This is a genomic window from Candidatus Chloroploca mongolica (genome assembly GCF_004762035.2).
GTDB lineage: Bacteria > Chloroflexota > Chloroflexia > Chloroflexales > Chloroflexaceae > Chloroploca > Chloroploca mongolica.
Map to the genome: position 1 here is coordinate 1 of NZ_SIJK02000049.1, position 19,570 is coordinate 19,570.

Consider the following 19,570-nt stretch of genomic DNA (forward strand, 5'->3'; position numbering starts at 1 on the left):
TGGCGGTGGGCGGGGCCGATGACGAGGCGGCGGCGGTGGCCTGGTGGGCGGCCACCCCAGCCAGCAGTGCGCGTTTCCCGATCTCGTTTCCGCCGGCGGCCTGGCTGCTGATGCACGCGATTCTCGCGGCCTTCTGGCACGATTTTTGTGCGGAGGCCCTCGTGATTGAACCGCAGCCGGACGCCGCCCCGCCCGCCCGCCCGTCGGGGGCACGTGCGCCTGCGGGCCGTCGCCCCGGTGGAGGGCGCAGCGTGCGCTTGCCACCGGTACGCTACGTGGCGCACTGGGGCAGCGACGAAGATCGGGCACTGATCAATGCCTATGTCCTGGCAGGGCATGGCTATCGCCGCCTTCCGAGCGGATGGGAAGCGCGGCAGGACAGGCGCGACTTCCAGCGCCGCACGACCGCCGCCGCCGACCGCGCCCACGCGCACGGGCTGGATGCCCCGCCGCCCGGCTACACGTATGTTGCGCCCCATCAGCGTCCTGCGGGGCGCAGCCCGACCGACGAGGGCCTGGCGGCCCCCCGGCAGGTACAGGCGCGCGGGCTGTTCACACTGCGGCTCGGGCTGCGGCGGAACGACGACGAAGCTCCGCTGCGAGCCTAGGGCGCGGTGGACAGGCACCGGTTTCGCGTGCCGACCCGCGCTCACGCCATCATGCGCAGCCCACCAGGATCACCGCCGTTGCGAGCGCAGGGGGCCTGCGCTGGCTTCCAGAGCCGGACGTGGCGAGAGAGCGATGCCGCATCAGAACGGGTGAAACCCCGCCCATGGCGCGATGTTGCACGAATCGTTGCGGTACCCCTTTTCGATGATTGGTATTTTCCGTTCCGATTCTACCGGGAGCCCATGTTGCGCTCCTCTTCAAGCGGCACGGCTCACCAGGCGACGATGGTGTCGTACGAATGTTTGATTGTTAAGGGGCCAGCGAGGCGGTCATTTTGGCGAGAGTATTGAAACACGGGAGACGATTATGGACCAAGCGAGCCAGTTAAAGGCGTCCACACGCCTGCTGGAACAGATCACGGCGTGGTTTCAGGCGCGCGAAGGAGTCGCTGCCATCGCGCTGGTGGGTTCACACGCTCGGGGCGCTGCCCGCCCTGACTCTGATATTGATCTGGTCTTGCTCGTTGACGATCCTCAGGCGTACCAGCACGGGCAGGACTGGCTTAGTTCTCTGGCCGTGAATGAGCTCAACACCCTGGTTGTTACCTCCCAGGACGAGGACTACGGTTCGCTCTGGTCGCGGCGGGTCTTCCTGTCCTCGGGGCACGAGGTAGAGTTTGGCTTTGCCAGACCGACCTGGGCGTCGACCGAGCCGCTAGATAGTGGGACACAACAGGTGGTGCGAGATGGATGTCACGCTCTTTACGACCCTCACGAGATCATGAAGCGCCTCATCACAGCTGTCCACCAGCGGGATGTCACATAGCATCACCAGAAAGCTTACCCGCGACAACGAGGCCCTCACCCGCGCTGCGCGTCACCAGCCGCATCAATCGCTCCCATGTCCCAAGGTGGAGATCGTGAACCCTGAGCATGTGGCCGTGACGCTCACCGAGCGACGCCGTCCGCATGCATGGGGGTCATCCCACGAACCTCGGCGCAAGGCCGAAGCGCGGCATGAGCCGGGCGGGGGCGGCGTGGCGCGAGCGGTGCGAAGATCGTCAACGCACGCCCATGCTCTGCAGCGCATTCCAGCGCTTTCGCTGCATGCGCACCGCCCGGCCAGGCCCAGCGGGTCGCAGGATCTATCTATAAAGTACTACAGTTGTACATTACAATGTTCCGTACATATGTTTGCCACAAAAGAACCCAAAGAGCGCAAAAGGGATGCGCAGTGGGCGGATTGCGGCGGTCTTTTGTGCGTTTTGGGTTCTTTTGTGGCCCATCTGAGGCTAGCTACGTAGTGTGTCACGTAAGTCTTCTGGGGTCGTTCGCCGACCACGAATGGGGGCCACGAAGAAACGAATACCGCACCGCCCATCTTCGTTTCTTCGTGCTCAGTCTTTGTGGTCGGCGGTGCGACCGGGAAACGTAGGTGACACACTCCTAAGCACAACCTACAACTGTAGTGCTAAGGGTGCCACGCGAGCGCGGGATACGCGATCACGCCGCCGCGACGACAAGGCGCGAGACCCATGGAGCCGATGCCAGGCCGTGCCGAGCCAGGCCGCCCCGCAGGCGCGGGCGGCTCCCGCTCAGTACGATCCGCTGATCTGCCAGGTCTGCCGTACGATGCCCCGCCCGCCCGCGACGTTGATCGGCCACGATGTCGCGGGATGTTGGTTCGGGCAACGTACGACCATCATGCCACGCCCGGCCAAGGGTGCCGCTGCCTCTGCGGGGGTTCGCCAAGTGGTTATGGCGATACGGCCGCTTTGCGCCGCACGGCCAGTTCGACGGCGGCACGCAGATCGTCATGGGTGTAGCCCACACGCACCGCCGCATCAAGCACATCCTCAATGCGGTGCGCGAGGCTGCCGATCACGTCGTCATGCTCCAACATGATCAGGGCGTCATAGGGCGCAATCTCTGGCCCGTGCAAGGTCATGATCACGGCCATCCGCCGGGGAGGGGTGTGCTCAGTGCTCATGAACTCCCCAATCATCCGGCCTCCGAAGGCGTGCGTACGCACCCATACGTCAGTCGCTGTTGTCATCAACGTACCCTTATCGCTTGAGGTAACGGCGGGCAAATACTGCCATGTCCAGTGGGTGACTCCGTTCCAAACCAAGGGCTGCCAGGAGTTGGTTGTGGGTGACTTGGCGCTGGCTATCGGCTGGCGTCAGCGGCGGCGGGTTGGGACGAGACAAAACTCCGAGAGCAGAAAAATGCTTGGGCGTAGGAAAAAGCCTGTAAGTCGCGCAGAATCACCGCCGTCCGCTGCACGCTTTGTTGGGCGCGATTTTTTACACAACACTTGGCTGGATAACAGAGCATAATCTCCCATGAGATTGATTTGTGGTATTAATGCCAGCCAAAACTATTGCTTTCCCAACTTAACAAATCTCCTTCAATATGATCCTTCAATCCTGCTCTTTCCATCAAAAACATAATCTGAGCACGATGATGCATATTATGAGTGATTACATGCCCAATTGCGCCGCCAAAGGTTTTTTTCACAGGTGGGTTGTCAAGAGTATCCATGAAACAATCGTCATAACGTTTTTCTCGCGCAATATTACGCGCTAAATTGGCGAAATCTCTACTAACGACGGTTAAACGTTCAAGTAATTCTGAAATCGTGTTTCCAGTTTTTTCCTGAACGACTCGCTCATAAAGTAAGTCTGTCCAAATTTCCATATTTTCAATAACATGGATGAAAGTTTCGCGAAGCGACTTGTGGTCAATATCAAATTCTTTATCTAGCAAATCATCAGGTAATGACTGGCACGCTAAAAGAAGTTGGCGAGTTGTCCAAGTATCATGACCAAGCAATCTATCAAGAATATCCATTAGGTCTCCGAAATTTCAGTAGATGATGATGGTAAATGCCCAGCGCCCAACAAGGTAGTAGAGGGTCGCTTCATCGTGCCCGCCATCGTTCATGTGATCAATGTAGTCTAGATAGCCGCTGCATAATCCGGTCAACCATTCGACACGGAGCATCCAGGGTTCAACCCCAGAGCTACCGGAACGGCCACGCATCCAGCTTGTCGCGATGAGCAGGGCCACAACCCCGACGATCATGGCTCTGCCGATCAGCAGGCCCATAGCGAGTGCTCCTCGTCAAACTGGCGGCATGGCATCCTGCATGCATCAGAAAGTATATCGCTCGCGGGAGAGAGGTGTCAAGCATGACCTGAGGGCTCGGGCCATGCCATCAGACGCTGTCGTGGAACTATTCACGTCGTCAGTTACCTAACCGGAAACGGTTGGGCTTGTCGCTGGCGCCACCAGTCCGAAGACTGGCATCCAAGACGTATGCCGTCTGACCACGGCCCTGTCGGGCGAACCCGACAGCGGTTGCATCTGCCAAAGCAGACGACCTTGAATCTGTTCCCCACCGGAGGTTTCCCCACTGAAACCCACAAGGCTCAGGTGGCAACGTGCATGGATCCCGGGTTCACCGGCTCGCGCCGGACGTGGGCCTTCACACGTAGCACAATTGTATTATAAAAGACAGTTTGGCGCAACCCAATGGGCAAAAGCCGCTCAAGCGAAGTGCTTCCTTCCAAGGTGGAAACGACCTGGACTTCCCCGCCTAAGGGTAAGCATCGGTGATGCTATGTCCAGGCGGGGGCGCTGAAGGAGTCCCCCTGATGACTGACCGCCAGACGATCATCCCGCTGGCCGAGCGCACGGGTGACGTTTATGGCGACAAACTGCGGGCAGTGATCAGTGCCATCAACGATGAGCGCCGCATTGATGTGCCCGTGCGCCCCCTCTGTACAAATCTCGGCTTGTCCTGGCGCTCGCAACGGAACCGCATCAACCGCGACGAGGTGCTGCGCGAAGCGCTCCGGGGGGGGTGTTCATCATAAACACCCTCGGTGTGGGCGGCGGGACACAGGAACTGCGCTGTGTGCCCATCGAGGTGCTCTCTGGGTGGTGCTGACCTGGCTCCGCCCATGGCCCACCGAACTGGCAAGCGACGCCGCATCGTGACCTGATTCCGCTGCGCGGTGGGTGAGGAGAACCACGCACGCCTCGGCTCCCCAGCGCATGCAGCGGCAGCGCTGAATCAGCCGCCCTGGATCCTCAGGCCCCGCCACCCGGCGGCTCTTCGTCGTCCTCAACGGCCAGTTTCACCCGCTCATTGGCAATCACCGCCGCTTCAATGTAGCGGCGCGGCATCGCCAGACTGCTCCAGCCCCCCGCTTCTTGCAAGGCCAGCGGATCCGTTCCGGCCCGCGCCGCCCGCGTCGCCCAGTCGTGCCGACAGTCTCGCCTACGCCGCCGTGATCTGCGGGGCGCTGCATCTCGATGCGGCGCAGCGTCCCGTGGCCGTCGATCTGCTCCACCCGCTGACCGCCCTCACCCTGATCGAGCAGGCGACCCTGCGGAACCACCTGATCCAGCAGGCCTGGGCCCGTGCTCCGCACCATGTGCGCACCCTGCTCGGGTGTCCCGCCGCCCCGCTGCGCCTCGCGGACGCCGCCCGCCAGCTCGGGTATCCCTTGCCCACGCTTGCCAAGGCCGCCGCGGAAGATCGGCTGCCCACCATCCACGTCGGCGACCGTCACCTCGTCTACCTCGCCACCGTGACGGAGGCGCACGACCGGGGGCTGCTGCACGATCAGCGCGGGCGGCCCCCGCGCACGGCAACGCCGAGGCGCTGATGCGGGGAGCGCAGCACACTGCGCCTGTATGCGATTGGTATCAAAAGGGCGCATTTGCGCCCTTTCTTTTCAGTATACGAGAGAGAGACCAAGCGATGCCGCCCACGATCAGAAAGGTCACTCGTTATGCATGCACCTATGCGCTTGCTCCTCTTGGTGACCCTCATCGCAGTCCTCACGGCCTGTGGCACGACTCTCCGCGCAGACCGAGGCGTCAGAGACAGCCCTTGACCCGCCATGCTCCGCATCCACACCAACACCCCTGCCGTTCACCACACTATGCTGCTCGGTGCGCAGCAGGGGTGCGTCAACACGATGCACGAGCATCGCCATGTGACAGAGAAGCAGGGATGGGGCGAGCCGCTCAGATACCAGGCGGACACCCTGGGGCTGCCCCACCGAACGGCCAGCAACGGTGCAAGGGATTGTGTATCCGCGACCTGCATTCCATCACAAGATCAGCGTGGAGGATGGTACTACAAAAGAGGAGTACTTCTATCGCATATTCGCTCCCACAAGCATAGCCTACAATAGAGGTATCGGATCAGCATCCGAAATGTGGTTATGGGGGAGTGGTATTACGCAAGAGAATCAGCGCAGCTACCCCGCCACGCAGGCGCCGACGATCCAAGGCGCACCGATCCGCAAAGAGCGTTAGCGCCACCTGTGCTCGGATGGCGTTGATCGCAAGGGGGCAGCGCACGCCACTGAACATCCGTGCAACCGCGCTCCCGGAGGAACCAGCCATGACTCAGCCCCGTCTCTCCCCCACGCGCATGCTGCGCGTCACGCTGCTCACGCTGCTCACGCTCGTCCTGCTGCTCGACGGCTTGACCGCCGCCGCGCAGCCGTCCGTCAGTCGCCACCTGGCCCTCGGGATGCCCAGTTCAGCCGTCACCGACGTCAATTCCCCCGCCGACTACCTTATCGTGCGCGATCAGTACGCGCTGAGTTACCACCGCGACCGGGGTATCCCAAACTGGGTCAGTTGGCACCTCCAGGCCAGCGATCTGGGGGACGTGCCCCGCTACAGCGGCCCCTTTATCACCGATGCCAGCCTGCCCGCGAGTTGGTACCGCGTCACCCACAACGACTACACCAATAGCGGCTACGACCGGGGCCACATGACCCCCTCCGCCGATCGGAGCGCGACTGAGGCCGACAACGAGGCGACGTTTCTCCTGACCAACATTCTGCCGCAAGCCCCCGCCAATAACCAGGGCCTCTGGGCCACCCTCGAAGAGCACGCCCGCAGCCTTGTCCGTGCGGGCAATGAGGTCTACCTCGTCGCCGGGGGCACTGGCAGTCGCGGCACCCTCGCCAATGGTCGCCTCACCATCCCCGCGAACGTCTGGAAAGTCATGCTGGTGCTGCCCGCCGCCGACGGCGATGATCGCGCCCGCATCACGCCGTCCACCCCCGTGATCGCCCTCTGGACGCCCAACGATGCCACCGTCGACGGGCGAGCGTGGCAAGACTACCAAACCACCGTGCGCTGCCTCGAGGAGCGTACCGGGCTGAATTTCTTCGCCGCCGTGGATCGCGCCGTCCAGGATGCGCTTGAGGGGCCTGGCTGTCGCGAGCCAGCGCCAGTGCCAGCGCCAGTGCCACCTCCACCCGCTGATCAGCGCTGTTTCCCGGAGACCGGGCAGTGCATTCACGGCCCCATCCGCGCCTATTGGGAACGCAACGGTGGCCTCGCCATCTTCGGCTTCCCCATCACCACGCAGCGGGCCGAGGCCGTCGAGGGCCAGACCCTCCAGGTGCAGTGGTTTGAGCGCGACCGCATCGAGATCCAACCGACGGGGGCCGTCACGACCGGACGCCTGGGGGTTGAGCGCCTGGCGCAACTGGGTACGCCCTGGCAGCCCGGCCCGGGAGCACCGGCTGGCCCTGGCTGCACCACGTTCGCCGTGACCGGCCATACCGTCTGTGAACCCTTCCTGCGTTCCTGGCAGAACCAGGGCGGGCTGGAGCGTTTTGGCCTCCCGGTCACTGGGGCCTTCACCATGGAACTGGAAGGCCGCCCCTACACCGTGCAATTCTTTGAACGGCGTCGCTTCGAGGCCCATCCCGAGCTTGGCCCGAGCACCGTGCTGCTCGGTCTGCTCGGCCGTGAGGTGCTGGAGGCCCAGCCGGGACACCCGGCGATGCCGCCACCCGCGCCCGCGCCACCGCCACCACCGCCACCCGCGCCCCAACCGACGACGGCCCCGCCACCACCACCGGCCGCACAACCGACCCCGGCCCCAGCGCAGCTCCCACCGAGCTTCAACAACTGTGCTGACGACCCCAACGCCGCCGCCGCACCGCATGTCCCGGTGCGGATTCGGGCCATCGACAAACGGGCCGAGACGGTCACGTTGCAGAATGTCAGCGCCACTGCCGTCACGCTCGACGGCTGGATCATGTGTAGTGTGCGCGGAGCGCAGCGGCATCCCATCGGCGGCGTGCTCGCCCCAAACGAGAGTCGCGTCTTTCCAGGGCCACCCGAGAACATTTGGAACAATAGCTCTTCTGATCCAGGCTCCCTCTATGATCCGGCGGGCCGCCTAGTCAGTTACTGGCCGGATTGAGCCGCTTGGTTCCGCGCTGACCAGGCAGCCACACGATGAATGAACGTGCGCGTTACGTCGGAAATCATGTCCCCGAGCCTCTTGAATGGTGCAGACAAGGGGGGCGAGCTGGGGGCTTGCCCGACGGCACGCGCATCTCCCGAAAGACCTGCGTACAACCATCTGGTAACGGTGTGGTAATCCGTTTGTCCCATAATTTTACTAGGCAACATGGCATCACATTCATCATCGAATGCAGGAGGATCCAGTGGCGACGACCAGTGTGACGCAACACCAGGAAATCCATACCAAATTCAACCTTGGCATGACACGCCTTGAGGCAGCAGCGCAGGATCAGCGAACCCTGGAACAAGCGCTCCTGAGTTTCCATGAGGCCCTTGAGGATCATCTCAGACTCGTCTTATCACAGAAGGCCATCCTTTCGGCAGAGACACGTGCGGCAGTCGGTGAAGCCCGACCCCGATGCTAGGTTGAGAGTGCCCCGCACGAAGAGGCTTGCCACAAGGTTTCGGTCATATCAGTGGCGTTGTTCACGCCACGGGGTGGCTCGACAAAAAGCGTTGTCTTTCGGTCACACTCCCAGACGAGATGGTAATGCGATGGTAATTCACCATGATGATAATGGGAAGCATAGGGTGTCATCTCACGACGAACTCGCGTAAGTTCGGCACTTCGATCTCATACGTAACCAGGGCCGTGTTCATCACGCGTTACGCATCATACATTATGCACCACGATGCACAATGAGGAATCAAAGCTATGGCTGAATTGATCCAGGCCGGTGCGTTTGCAACCGAAGGGGAAAAGGTTACCGCCCAGACGCTACGCGATGGATTGCCTGATGACTGGATCATCATTACCAATACGCTCTTGCCGCTCCGTGATGGGCGCAGCTTCGAGCTTGATTTCATAGTGCTGGCACGACACCACGTCTTTGTGCTTGATGAGAAGGCCTGGGGTGGTACGATTACCGGCGATGCTCACGCCTGGCAGTGTGCTGATGGCCGGATTGAGCACAATCCCCTGAAGAAAATGGAGATGCTCGCGAAGGTAGTCGCGGGTGACCTGCGCCAGCGCCTCTGGCGTGCGCCCAATGACCGCTTTGTTGATAGTGCGGTTATCTTCTCAAATCCCAGTGTGCACCTGCGCATTGATGATGTCCGCCGCCACACGAAAATTATGCGGCTTGAGCAGGCTTGTGAGGTGCTGCGACAGTGCGATGCACAGGGCCGGGTGGATCTGCGGCCTCATCGCGATGCCCTCCGTGCCGCATTCGCAGGTTTTGAACCACGTCCAATTGTGCCCCAGACCATCCAACTCTACCAGATCGATGAGGTTGAGTCTTCACGGGCGGGCGTACACATCCTCGCGGCGAGTCTGCACGGCCAGCGCTATCGCCTGATGGTCTACGATCTTGGCACCGACCCGTTCCAGCGTGAACAGCGCCAGGCCTGGTATATGCGTGAGTTTGAGGCACTGCGGGCCTTGCAGACGACCGGGAGCGTGGCCTACGCTGAAGCACCGATCCTCTGGGGTGAGGCGCAACTGGTTGTACCCGTGCGCTTGCCCGATGGTCAAGCACTGAGTCGGATTCCCTTTCCAAATGATTGCACCACGTTGATCGCTGATCTCCAGATGGCTGAAGCTGCCTTCAGGTCATTGCAGCAGATTCATACCTACGAGGTGCTCCACCGGGCGCTCAATCCTTCGGCGATTTTCATCGTTGAACCCAAGCCGCTCACAGCGGTGTTGAGTGATTTCCACGCCGCCCGGATCGGCGACCAGTCGATTGCGGCCTCGCTCGATCTGCTCAAGCTCGCCGACCCCTATGCTGCACCAGCGCTGGCCGCAGGCTATGGCAATGCGACCCCGGCAAGTGACTGTTTTAGCCTGGGCTTGATCTTCCTCGAACGCCTGAGTGCCACACACGTTGAACAGTTGCGGCTTGGCAGCCAGATCGAGTGGCCGAACTTGTTGCGCCGTTGGGCGGGCATGCCGATAACGCCCCTCGAACGCTTGCAAACCCTCTTGCAAACCGTGATCGCGCCTGAGGCCGGAGCAGAGCCGCTTGCCGCAGCGCAGATCACTCACGAACTGAACCAGATCATTCGCATGCTTCAGCAAGAAGCCACGCCTGCCCAGGAATTGATCTTTGATCGGCGCTACCGTGTCAAGCGCAAGCTCGGTCAGGGGGCCATGGCCCGTACCTTCCTCGTCACTGACATCAATTACCCCGAACTCGGTTTCTTTGCCGTCAAGCAGTTTCGCAATCCGGCTATTGTGCTGGAGCAAGCTCGCACGGAGTTCCAAACCCTCCAGAAGCTCCGCAGTCGCCATGTGCCGGCGATCTACGATATTTCGAAGCCCACCGATGATGTGCATCTCAAGCTGGAATATATTCCTGGGCCGACCTTTATGGAACTGGAAGCGCAGTTTCCGTTTCCCTTGACGACGTGGTGGGAATATGCGCGTCAATTACTTGATGTCCTCGCGGAGTTGGAACAACACCAGTTGCTGCACCGCGATATTAAGCCAGCCAATTTGATGCTCCACGAGGAGGAGAACCGCCTTGTGTTGATTGATTTTGGTTTTGCCATTTCACGTGAGCATCAAGGCGGCGCCGCTGGCACCTTGATCTACCAACCGCCCGAGGCCGCAACGAGCCCGACACCACCACCAGACAGTGATCGGTATGCGGCAGCGGTGGTGCTCTTTCGGATGTTGACCGGCGAACTGCCCTTTGAAGAGGGGGATCGTCAGCGACCTCGTGCGCCAGCCAGCCTTGCCCCGTTCGATCACGTGCAGCAGCGCGTGGCGGAAGCTTTGCTGTCCGCCGTCCAACCCCAACCCAGTCTGCGCCCCGCGTCGCTGGCCTTGTGGCGACAGCAGATCGAGCGCGCGATGCTGACCTTGTCTGAAGCAACGAGCGAGCATCGCAGCCCCCAGGTTAACCCCTGGGCCGCCGCGATCCGTGGGCTCTACCGCAATAGTGAGGGCGGCAATGCCGATAATCGCGGTCTCGATAGCCAATTTGTCCGCCAAACCTATGTACCGACGAAGCTCGATACCGACCTATTGCCACGGTTGCTGATGCGGCGGCCCCAGGCAATCTTTCTCTGTGGCAACCCCGGCGACGGCAAGACGGCCTTCCTTGAGCAGGTGCGAACGACGCTGCTGGTTCAGGGTGGGCACGAACAGCAGCACGACGCCAGTGGCTGGGAGATCGTCTTGGCAGGTCATACCTACCGTAGTTGCTACGATGCGTCTGAGGCCCACGCCGGACGCAGCGCTAACGAGCAACTGACCGCCCGCCTGACGGGGCTTGAGGGGGCCAGTGCGCCTCAGGTGGCACTTACCGTGCTCGTCGCGATCAATGATGGACGGTTGCTCGACTACCTGGATCATGTGCAAGCAACGTTCGCATGGCTCGCCGCCCAGTTACGTGCCGCGATGCGTCCGAACAAAAGCATCGATCAGCCGGTCTGGTACGTAGATCTCAAGCAGCGTGCGTTTGTAGCCTTGCCCGATGCTGCCCATCCGTCGATTTTCCAGCAGGTGCTGGCCAGACTGGTCGATCCCGCCCAGTGGACGGTCTGCGCAAGCTGTGCCGTCCAGCACGTCTGCCCGCTGGTTCAGAACGCCACCCGTCTGCGCCACCCGCACGTGAGCCAGCGTCTCGAAACGCTCCTGCTGCTGGTGCATCTCCGGCGGCAGCGCCACATCACGATGCGCGATCTGCGCTCGGCCTTGGCCTACAGCATCACCGGCAACCGCAGTTGCCAGGACATCCACGTCGCCGCTGCAGCGGCTGATGGGGGGGCCAGCCTGAACGCCTACCACTACTGGCACCTCATCTTTGCGCCCCACGAGCAGGCCGATGAGGTGCTCCAAGATATACGCAGCCTCGACCCCATTCAGGTCAGCTTGCCGCAACTTGATCGCTTCTTGCACGCCCGGCGACGGGCCGATCAGGGCGCGCAACGGCAGACGCTCTTCCATCCCGAGCTCGCCGACGACCTCGCGCCACAACGCTACCTCGAGCCGCGTGACTGGCTCGACGCGATGAAACGGCGGCTCTATTTCGAGAGCACGGCAACGCTCATACCAGGCTTAAGCTGGCTGCACCTGTTACCGTACCGCTATGCAGCGGTATTCTTTGAAGTGCTAGCCGAACGACACCCACTCTACAAGATTCGGGCTCAGATCGCCAATGGAATCTGGCGCTCGGATCACGTGACGGTAGACCTGCCCCGTGATCATCTCAACCTGGTGATTGACCACGCCAAGGCGCAACGCCTGATTGTCGCCAAAGAGTTTGAACTCGATGATTTCTTCCTCCAGATCCAGCAACCCAGGGGAGCCGAAGGAATCGAAGCGCTTCCCGAGGGACTGGTACTCGAACATCGTAATGGCACGCCCAAACTGAGTATCACGCTCGATCTGTTTGAACTGCTCCTCCGCCTTGACGAAGGCTTCCTGGCTGACACGCCAGAACTGCGTCCGCTGCTTGAGGATCTCGTCCCCTTTAAGAGCACTATGTTGCTCGACATGGCAAAAAGCCTGGTTTTGATCGAATCAGGACGGTACCGCCATCGCCTGGAACAGTACCAGGGCTACCTTCGCCTCGTGACTGATGGGGAGCACCGCTCATGAAGATTAAATTGCCGAAAGAATTGGTTGGCACGGTCTTTCCGAAAGTCTTTGCCGTTGAACTCAATGACATTGACATCGATATTTTCCTGCCCTCGCTCTACTTCAAGATTCTTGGTGAGGGCAAATATCGGGCCAAACGCCTCAATGATCCCCAGCAGATTACCCACTACATTAACAATTTAGCCCAGCACCACCGGATGCAAGGAACAACCACCCTCGAAGGGCGACGCGTGCTTGAGCGCCTGGTACGTACCAGTTTGATCAAGACCGGTGCGGTTGGGCGAGCGAAGAAGGGTGAGCAGATCCTCGCTGTTGCGCCCTACTCGATCCTAGCCGCTAAGCCTGGTTTTCCAACCGAGAGTCGCCGCCAGCGTGGAGCCGATATTTTTCTCTATTTTGCCCTGAAGCGTGTAACCAATGATAAAGATGTTCTCCGCGATCTTATGCGTAACTTTTTCGGGCGTGGGGTGAAATTGCTCCGCTTACCAGATATCGGTGGAAGCTACGATGGGAGCATCGAGCTGGATATCCTTTCACACTTGACCATCACCTTTCTTGATGGGTTTGAAGGAACTCGTGTTGGCAAACAAGGTGATACCGACACGCACCCGGCCTGCCCACGCCAGGAGCGCGAATTAGCTGAAGATCTGGTCAAATACCTCTTTGCCTACAGTGAGCGCATACCGACTCAGGCTCTGATTACCTACCTCAAACCGCTGATCAACCTGGAACTTTTTAGCTACTCGTTACGCCTCGTCCATGCGATCAATGCGCTGGTGCGCGATCCGAGCCAGTTGCCCCCAGCAATGCGCGAGGATGGTGTTGCCTCGCCGCCTGAGCTTTACCTTGATTTTACCGGCGAAGTTGGTGGCCTGAGCCACCAGATGGCGGCTGAGGCGGTGCGTCGCGATATTGAGGCCTACCAGCAGTTCTTTGCCGCTAACCTGCGCCTGCGCCAGCTTGATGTCTACGCTAGAAAGCTCCAGGGTAGTCTGCGCTACAAAACACCGGCAAGCCAATTACTCCCCACGTCTGCTGATGGGCCTGCGTACCTGCAAGCCATCCTGATGCTGACTAAAAATCCGGTGTTGAGTTCAGTTGTCGACTCTTATGCCTATGACGACTACGAGAAGATTCTCAAAGCGAATTTCACCGAAGATGCGGACGAGCGAGATGCGGAAGAACTCGATCAGTTTGAGCGGTTAACCACTGCTGCGACGAGTGACCTCGATAAGCTGGTCATCCTGCTTGATCTTGGTCAGCGCGGCAAAATGCTGGGCAAGTACATGCAATGGTTCGCCAGTGTTGGCGGCATCAACCGCAGCGATGGCCTCCTGCACGGGGTACAACGCAACCGACGCAGTTGGCGCTATGCGCCGAGCAACGATCTGCTGGCGGTGTTGGTGCAACTGGCGGCGGTGCGCCTGGCTCCACCCAAGGCTGAAACTGACCAGAAGGTGGTCGCAGAGCTTGGCCTACGTGATTTTCTGACCTTCCTGGGACAGCGCTTTGGCATCATCGTTGATCGTCCGCCGCAGCATCTCACCGGGGCTGAGTACCACGCTGCTGCCCGCGACAATCTGCGGGCCATGCTGGCCCGGCTACGTCAGATGGGCATCTTCACTGACCTCTCAGACGATTTTACCGCCCAGCGGCTTCAGCCGCCCTATGCGAAGAGTCGCGTATGCCAAGCGTAAGCCCTCATCTGGTTGAGACGATCCTTGCCGAGACGATTGCCCACCATTTCACGGGAACCGAGCCCGGGCATTGTGTGCGGGTGGATTTCTTTGAGTTGCCCCAGATTCGCGCCATCTGCACTGCGTTGCAGGCACACGCTCCACAGGTAGCCATTCACGTCCTGGGTACCCAGAACGACGCGCTCACGATCACGACCGATCGGGCCATTGAACTGCGCAACCGTAAGCAGGTGCAACTCTGCCTCTTTGTGCCCACCGATCTGGTCGATGCAGCCTTTAGCTCACTCGCCAATTCGTTTGCCATCCTTGATGGGCGCGCATTGCTGCATACCGCACTCCAGTGCGTGCGCGAACGGCTCTCGCCTCCCGTCCGGGCGATGGTCAACGATGTGGTGAGTTGTCTGCGCCTCCCACTACGGGTGAGTGAGAGCCAGAAGATCGCTTTCTGTCAGGCCTTGATCGAACTCGAGGCCCAGGAGCGCCTCGACGAGGCGGGGACAGTGCTCTGGCACGTCGGCCTGATCGCTGATCGTGGCGCGGATTTCCGGGCGCGTTTGGATCGCAATCGCCGCTGCGTGATCAAGCTCGCCATGCCGCTCAAACTGCAAGCTTCGCTGATGGAGCGGATAGCAAGCACCAACGTTGACCCAACGACCACGGCGCAATTGATGCTCTTCTTCCGCGATCGGGTCATGAACGATCACGTGGCATGGTCACAGGCAATGGCCGCAGGGCATGGGCCAACCTTTGAGCAGTGGATCTTTCCGGTTGAGGAACGCAGCGATTTGCGCAGCGTGACGTTGCAAAGTTTCGTGGATCGCCAGGGCAAAGTAACGACTCACTCGAAGCTGAAACAACCCGACGGCCCCGGCGGGGCGTTGATTGCTGAGTATGGCGATCAGGCGAAAGGACTCAGCGTCAAATGGGTGACCGATCCGCCAAAGCCCAAGAATATTGGTGGCTGGCGCGTTGAGCTTGTCCCCGTAGCCAACCCCGACGATCACGACCTCGATCTGCCCAGCCGCGATCTCCCCGCGAGCCGGGGCAGTGCTACGCTCAAAATAGAGCTCGACTTTAGTGGTGATGAAGAGAGCCTGCCCGACGAGAGTTTCCAGGTGCGCTTGACCGCGCTCGATCACACTGGGGATGTCCTCCCGAGTGCTGAGGATGGGCAGGATCTTATCGCCCTCAGTGAAGAGTTTTTCATCGCCAAAGCCGATGAACCGATCAGTCAGGGCAACAAGCGCGAAACGCGTCCTCGCACCGTAGCAAACCTGGCCTTGGCACGGCTTGAGGTCGCAAGCGAAACCAAAGCCGACCAGCTTGATGAACAAGAGCCGCTCTGGACAAGCCGCGATCTCGAATATTTCAGCTTGCGGCTTGATCCACGGCGCAAAATTATGCTCGGGATGAGCCGTTTGCTCAAGCAATTGGAAGAGCGCACGCTGGCCGAGCCACTCACTTTCGGACGCTACAGCCTCCACCTCAGCGAGATTGACGAGGCAACCAGTGAACAGATCGAAGTTCTCGCGCCCCCAGCACTCAGTCCAGCGGTCTGGCAGAAATTCCGAAGTCAGCGCGAGCAACTCTGTAAGCAGTTGAAGGGAGCCGAGCCGCGTCACCTGGTCTCGGTAGCAGGCTGGAATCTCGAGCTCGCCCGCCGTGCAGAACGCTATGCCAAAGCCTACAGCGAGTTGATCGCGAGCCTATCAAGTGATCCGGCGCTCCAAACCGAACTTCAGGTGGCCTTATCGGTAGATACGCTGTTGATCGTGACCCCCAAACGGGGCGGCGGTGACGAAGTAGCGGTCGTGACCCTGCCTACCCATCCGTTACGGATGCTCTGGTACGCAGCCTACCATCAACTGCTCGGTGAATGGGAACGCAACCTGTTGACCTTGAAAGCCAACGACCGCAAGACAGTCCTCGATCTCGATCAACTCAGGTCAATGTCGCCCGCCAATATGCCCATGTTCATCACGCATCCCCTGGTGGACAAACCACTGCTCCATAGCGCGAACCTCCGCTTTTTCTACGGAATAGCCTTGCCACCGATGCTGGAAGATCCCCAGCGTCGGTTGGCCGACCTGGCCGTCATTCTTGGAGATCGCTACGGTCTGGAGCAGCACAGCGATCCGAGTACCCTCCAGTTGGCGGCCCATATCAAGCATTTCCGCGAATTGCACCCCTACCTGCGCGGCTTAAGCATCACCCAGATCAATGCCGACCGCGGCGATCTGCTAACCGAGAGCCTAGCACGCGTCTTTGCCCAGCCAGATTCGACCGAAGAGGAGGAACGCGAAGCAGGCGACTTGCCCAAACTCAGCATCTATGCTTACGTGGCAACGGAACAGACTGGTACGGCCCAGGACGTGACGGAACTGCGGCGGCTCGTGGATGATCAGGTGCGCTTCAATGGGCACGCCTACTTGACGCCAGCGCTGAGCTACGTGCAACGATCGCTGGCGGTGCTGAAGCACGAAACACCGCCGGCAGCGCACCTTGCCATTGCCAGTGATCTGATGCAGCCCGAACCGGTCGCACTTGATCGGGCCGATCAGGCTCTGCTTGGCAGCAGCTTCAGTTTCTATGGGTTGATCTGTCGCCTGATACCCACGTTCACACCCCAGGGCGACCGGCTCTACTGGCAGCAACATCTAATTGGCGACGGGGTGAAAGCCGATCGTCACCCAATTGACAAAGCCTTCACCGATACACTTGTGAGCACCCAGATCCAGATAGCCCAGGCAAGCAGCCGCAGCCTGGGGGGGAACGCGGATCAGCGGCTTGGGTTGTGTGTTGAACTCGTCCCCTTCCAGCAGAAGTTGCTCGAACAACTTCATATGCACAGCAGTTGGGTCATTACGATTGATCGCTTCTTTGCGCTCGACTACTACGATATGCCGCATAACCCCCAGTTGCAGCACCTGGCACGCAAGTATCTCATCGACTACAGCCCCGAATTCACCGACGGAATCGCCCATCGGCTCGTTGTCACCACGATGTGGCGCGACGAGATCGAGGAACTCCTTCGTCGAGCGATGGACGAGTTGGGTTTTGCGCAACTGGAGCAAAGTGTTGGCAAGGTCTTAGATGCGCTCAAACTGGTCTCGGGGCAGTTGGCACTTCATGTCAGTGATCGCAACAACAATGCCGCCGCCGCCGTCGGCTTAGGGATCGTCGTGCGCCATTTGCAACAGAGTGGACGGTTACGGAACAGTATTCTGGTGCCGGTGGACAGCGCACCTCAGATCTTCCATCGCACCCTTCCGGGTCAGCCGCGCAGCGAACGACGCTGTGACCTGGCACTCTTTAGCTTCAAGCGTGGCGGAGTCGTGGAGGTGACGTTTATCGAGGTGAAGTGGCGACGTGGGGCGGTGCCCTTCGAGAGCCTGGCGAGTGATATGCTCATCCAGATGCAAAGTTCGGCGGCGTTGGTGCGCGCCTGCTTCTTCGCTGAGCCGGATCGGGTGGATGGCGTTCTGCAGCGCGCCCGCCTGTCCAATGTCCTGCGCTTCTACCTTGCGCGGGCCCAGCGCCACGATGCAGTGGCACCTGAAAGCGTGGCTCCCATCCTGGAACACCTGGGCAAGCTTGAGCGCCGAGAGGTTGAGTTTCACCCACGCTACGAGGGGTACATCATCACGCCGGACAACATCCCTGAGCGCATGCTGCACCCGCAGGAGGCCACCATCATCGTCCGCAGCATCGCGTCACTGGCTGAGGGCTTTGTCCTGGAGCATGGCCTGCCCGCACGTGATCGCCACGCTGGCGGCGGGAGTTCGATGGCTCACGCCACGCCGGTGGAGGCTCCGGCTGCTCCGGCTGCGCCTGCCGCACCCATGGATGGCCCGGTGGCTCACGGCAGTGACCGAGCCTCCCCTGCTCCTTCAGTGGTTAGCTCGGTGGTTAATGATCCAGGCTTGGCACGGTCAGTCACGCCCGTTGATAGTTCAGAGGCTCACAGGACTGGTGTGGTATCGCATACCACACCGGTAGATGGCGCAACGGCCGTCGGCAGTGACCCAGCATTCCCAACTACACCGGTAACTGGTTCAACTACACAAGCTGGATCAGTGAACAACCCTGCATCGCCAGCCACGCCCGTTGATGGCCCGGTTCCACCCACCATGATCAGCGTCGAACTCGGCACGACCGACGAGCAACCAATTATGTGGCACCCCTCGGTCAAAGGCAGCCCGCACCTCTTCATCATCGGCATTCCCGGCCAGGGCAAATCGGTCGCAATAAGCAACGTGCTCAGCGATGTGCTCACCCAGCACGTCGCGCCGCTGATCTTCGATTTCCACGGCCAATTCGCCGACAAGAACGGCCCGCTCGTGCGCGACCACGGCCTCCAGATTCTCGACGCGGCCGATGGGCTCCCCTTCAATCCCTTCGAAGTGCTGATCCGCAACGGCAAACCAGACTGGCGTACCAACAGCCAGGAGACCGCCGAAGTCTTTGCCCACGTGGTCGAACTTGGCGGCATCCAGCAAGACGGCCTCTCGCAGGCGATCATGGACGCCTACAAAATCAAAGGCTTTCACGCCACAATGAGCGCCGACGATCTCCCCGAACTTCCCACCCCCAGCGATGTCCTGCACTGCATCGAGCGTCGCGAGGCCCAACGCAAAGTCAAAAACCTGGCTGCCCGCTGCCGCCCACTGCTCGAAATGGATCTCTTCCAGCCAACGCTAACGCCCTTGAGCCTACGCGACGAGATCCGCCACGGCATGGTGCTCGATCTCCATGCCATCCCGTCAGAGAGCGTCCAGATGGCCGCCGGAGCCTTCGTCTTACGCAAACTCTACCGCGAGATGTTTCTCTGGGGGGAAGCAGATCGCATTCGCCTAGTCATCCTGCTCGACGAAGCCCATCGGCTCGCCAAAGACAAGACGCTGCCGAAGATCATGAAAGAAGGGCGCAAATACGGCATCGCCGTCGTCGTCGCCAGCCAGGGCATGAAAGACTTTCACCCGGATGTGTTGAGCACCGCCGGAACGAAAGTACTCTTCCGGGTCAACTACCCCGAATCACGGACCCTCAGCAAATACATCGCCTCGCCACCCAACAAACGCATTGACGCGATTGTCGAACAACTCCCCGTGGGCCAGGCCTTTGTCCAGACCCCAGAGATGCTTTTCGGGCGTCAGGTGCGCATGCGGCCACCGGTGGAGTAGAGGGTAAAGTGATCGATAGATGGTAGTTAAGAGGTTGCTATGAATACTTAGCAAACCTAAACCGTCAATACAAAAAGTCACACCCAAAATTACGAGCACGGATGGTACCATATCAGTATGGGATCTGCTCTCTCAACAACGGTACTCCCAGCCTACAACCCGCTCTTTCGCGGG

13 protein-coding genes are annotated in these 19,570 nt (G+C 60.3%); 7 read left to right on the forward strand and 6 right to left on the reverse strand.

All coding sequences use genetic code 11. The features are described from left to right. Positions 1-608, forward strand: a 608-nt coding sequence (locus EYB53_RS19645) for a hypothetical protein (RefSeq protein ID WP_167857490.1), incomplete at its 5' end; no start/stop codon positions are given. A gap of 367 nt (positions 609-975) precedes the next feature. Next, positions 976-1,434, forward strand: coding sequence for a nucleotidyltransferase domain-containing protein (locus EYB53_RS19650; protein ID WP_135480180.1), 459 nt, complete (start codon positions 976-978; stop codon positions 1,432-1,434). On the opposite strand, the gene EYB53_RS19655 is transcribed toward EYB53_RS19650, so the two are convergent. The 4 genes from EYB53_RS19655 to EYB53_RS19670 all read right to left on the reverse strand — a co-directional run bounded on the left by EYB53_RS19655 (position 1,427) and on the right by EYB53_RS19670 (position 3,719). Next, positions 1,427-1,579 (reverse strand): hypothetical protein, encoded by a 153-nt coding sequence (locus EYB53_RS19655; RefSeq protein ID WP_167857491.1) that lies wholly within the window; start codon positions 1,577-1,579, stop codon positions 1,427-1,429. The genes EYB53_RS19650 and EYB53_RS19655 overlap by 8 nt on opposite strands. A 785-nt stretch (positions 1,580-2,364) precedes the next feature. Then, positions 2,365-2,598 carry a hypothetical protein gene (locus tag EYB53_RS19660; protein ID WP_135480182.1) on the reverse strand — a complete coding sequence of 78 codons (234 nt, stop codon included), beginning with the start codon at positions 2,596-2,598 and terminating at the stop codon, positions 2,365-2,367. A 374-nt stretch (positions 2,599-2,972) separates the two neighbouring features. Then, positions 2,973-3,461: a DinB family protein gene (locus EYB53_RS19665; RefSeq protein ID WP_135480184.1), complete on the reverse strand. Its 489-nt coding sequence runs from the start codon at positions 3,459-3,461 to the stop codon at positions 2,973-2,975. Between the two features lie 15 nt (positions 3,462-3,476). Beyond that, on the reverse strand, positions 3,477-3,719 hold the full coding sequence (locus EYB53_RS19670; RefSeq protein ID WP_135480186.1) for a hypothetical protein: 243 nt from the start codon (positions 3,717-3,719) through the stop codon (positions 3,477-3,479). Between the two features lie 548 nt (positions 3,720-4,267). Between EYB53_RS19670 and EYB53_RS19675 the strand changes: the two genes are divergently transcribed. Beyond that, positions 4,268-4,489, forward strand: coding sequence for a hypothetical protein (locus EYB53_RS19675; RefSeq protein WP_167857492.1), 222 nt, complete (start codon positions 4,268-4,270; stop codon positions 4,487-4,489). A 282-nt stretch (positions 4,490-4,771) separates the two neighbouring features. On the opposite strand, the gene EYB53_RS19680 is transcribed toward EYB53_RS19675, so the two are convergent. Both EYB53_RS19680 and EYB53_RS19685 read right to left on the reverse strand, forming a co-directional pair. Continuing rightward, positions 4,772-5,341 (reverse strand): hypothetical protein, encoded by a 570-nt coding sequence (locus EYB53_RS19680; RefSeq protein WP_135480194.1) that lies wholly within the window; start codon positions 5,339-5,341, stop codon positions 4,772-4,774. A gap of 508 nt (positions 5,342-5,849) precedes the next feature. Beyond that, the gene (locus tag EYB53_RS19685; protein ID WP_135480196.1) at positions 5,850-6,035 is read right to left on the reverse strand and encodes a hypothetical protein; all 186 of its coding nucleotides are present in this window, start codon (positions 6,033-6,035) and stop codon (positions 5,850-5,852) included. Between EYB53_RS19685 and EYB53_RS19690 the strand changes: the two genes are divergently transcribed. From EYB53_RS19690 to EYB53_RS19705, 4 genes are all read left to right on the forward strand, one after another. Further along, complete coding sequence (locus tag EYB53_RS19690; RefSeq protein WP_205712694.1) at positions 6,034-7,863, forward strand: DNA/RNA non-specific endonuclease; 1,830 nt, start codon at positions 6,034-6,036, stop codon at positions 7,861-7,863. The genes EYB53_RS19685 and EYB53_RS19690 overlap by 2 nt on opposite strands. 759 nt (positions 7,864-8,622) lie before the next feature. Next, a complete protein-coding gene (locus tag EYB53_RS19695; RefSeq protein WP_135480200.1) occupies positions 8,623-12,516 on the forward strand; it encodes a serine/threonine protein kinase in 3,894 nt (1,297 codons plus the stop codon). Further along, positions 12,513-14,213, forward strand: coding sequence for a methylation-associated defense system protein MAD7 (gene mads7 / locus EYB53_RS19700; RefSeq protein WP_135480202.1), 1,701 nt, complete (start codon positions 12,513-12,515; stop codon positions 14,211-14,213). Before EYB53_RS19695 ends, mads7 begins: the two co-directional genes overlap by 4 nt. Beyond that, positions 14,201-19,396, forward strand: coding sequence for an ATP-binding protein (locus EYB53_RS19705; protein WP_135480204.1), 5,196 nt, complete (start codon positions 14,201-14,203; stop codon positions 19,394-19,396). The genes mads7 and EYB53_RS19705 overlap by 13 nt, the downstream gene beginning before the upstream one ends. The last annotated feature ends 174 nt before the right edge of the window (positions 19,397-19,570 follow it).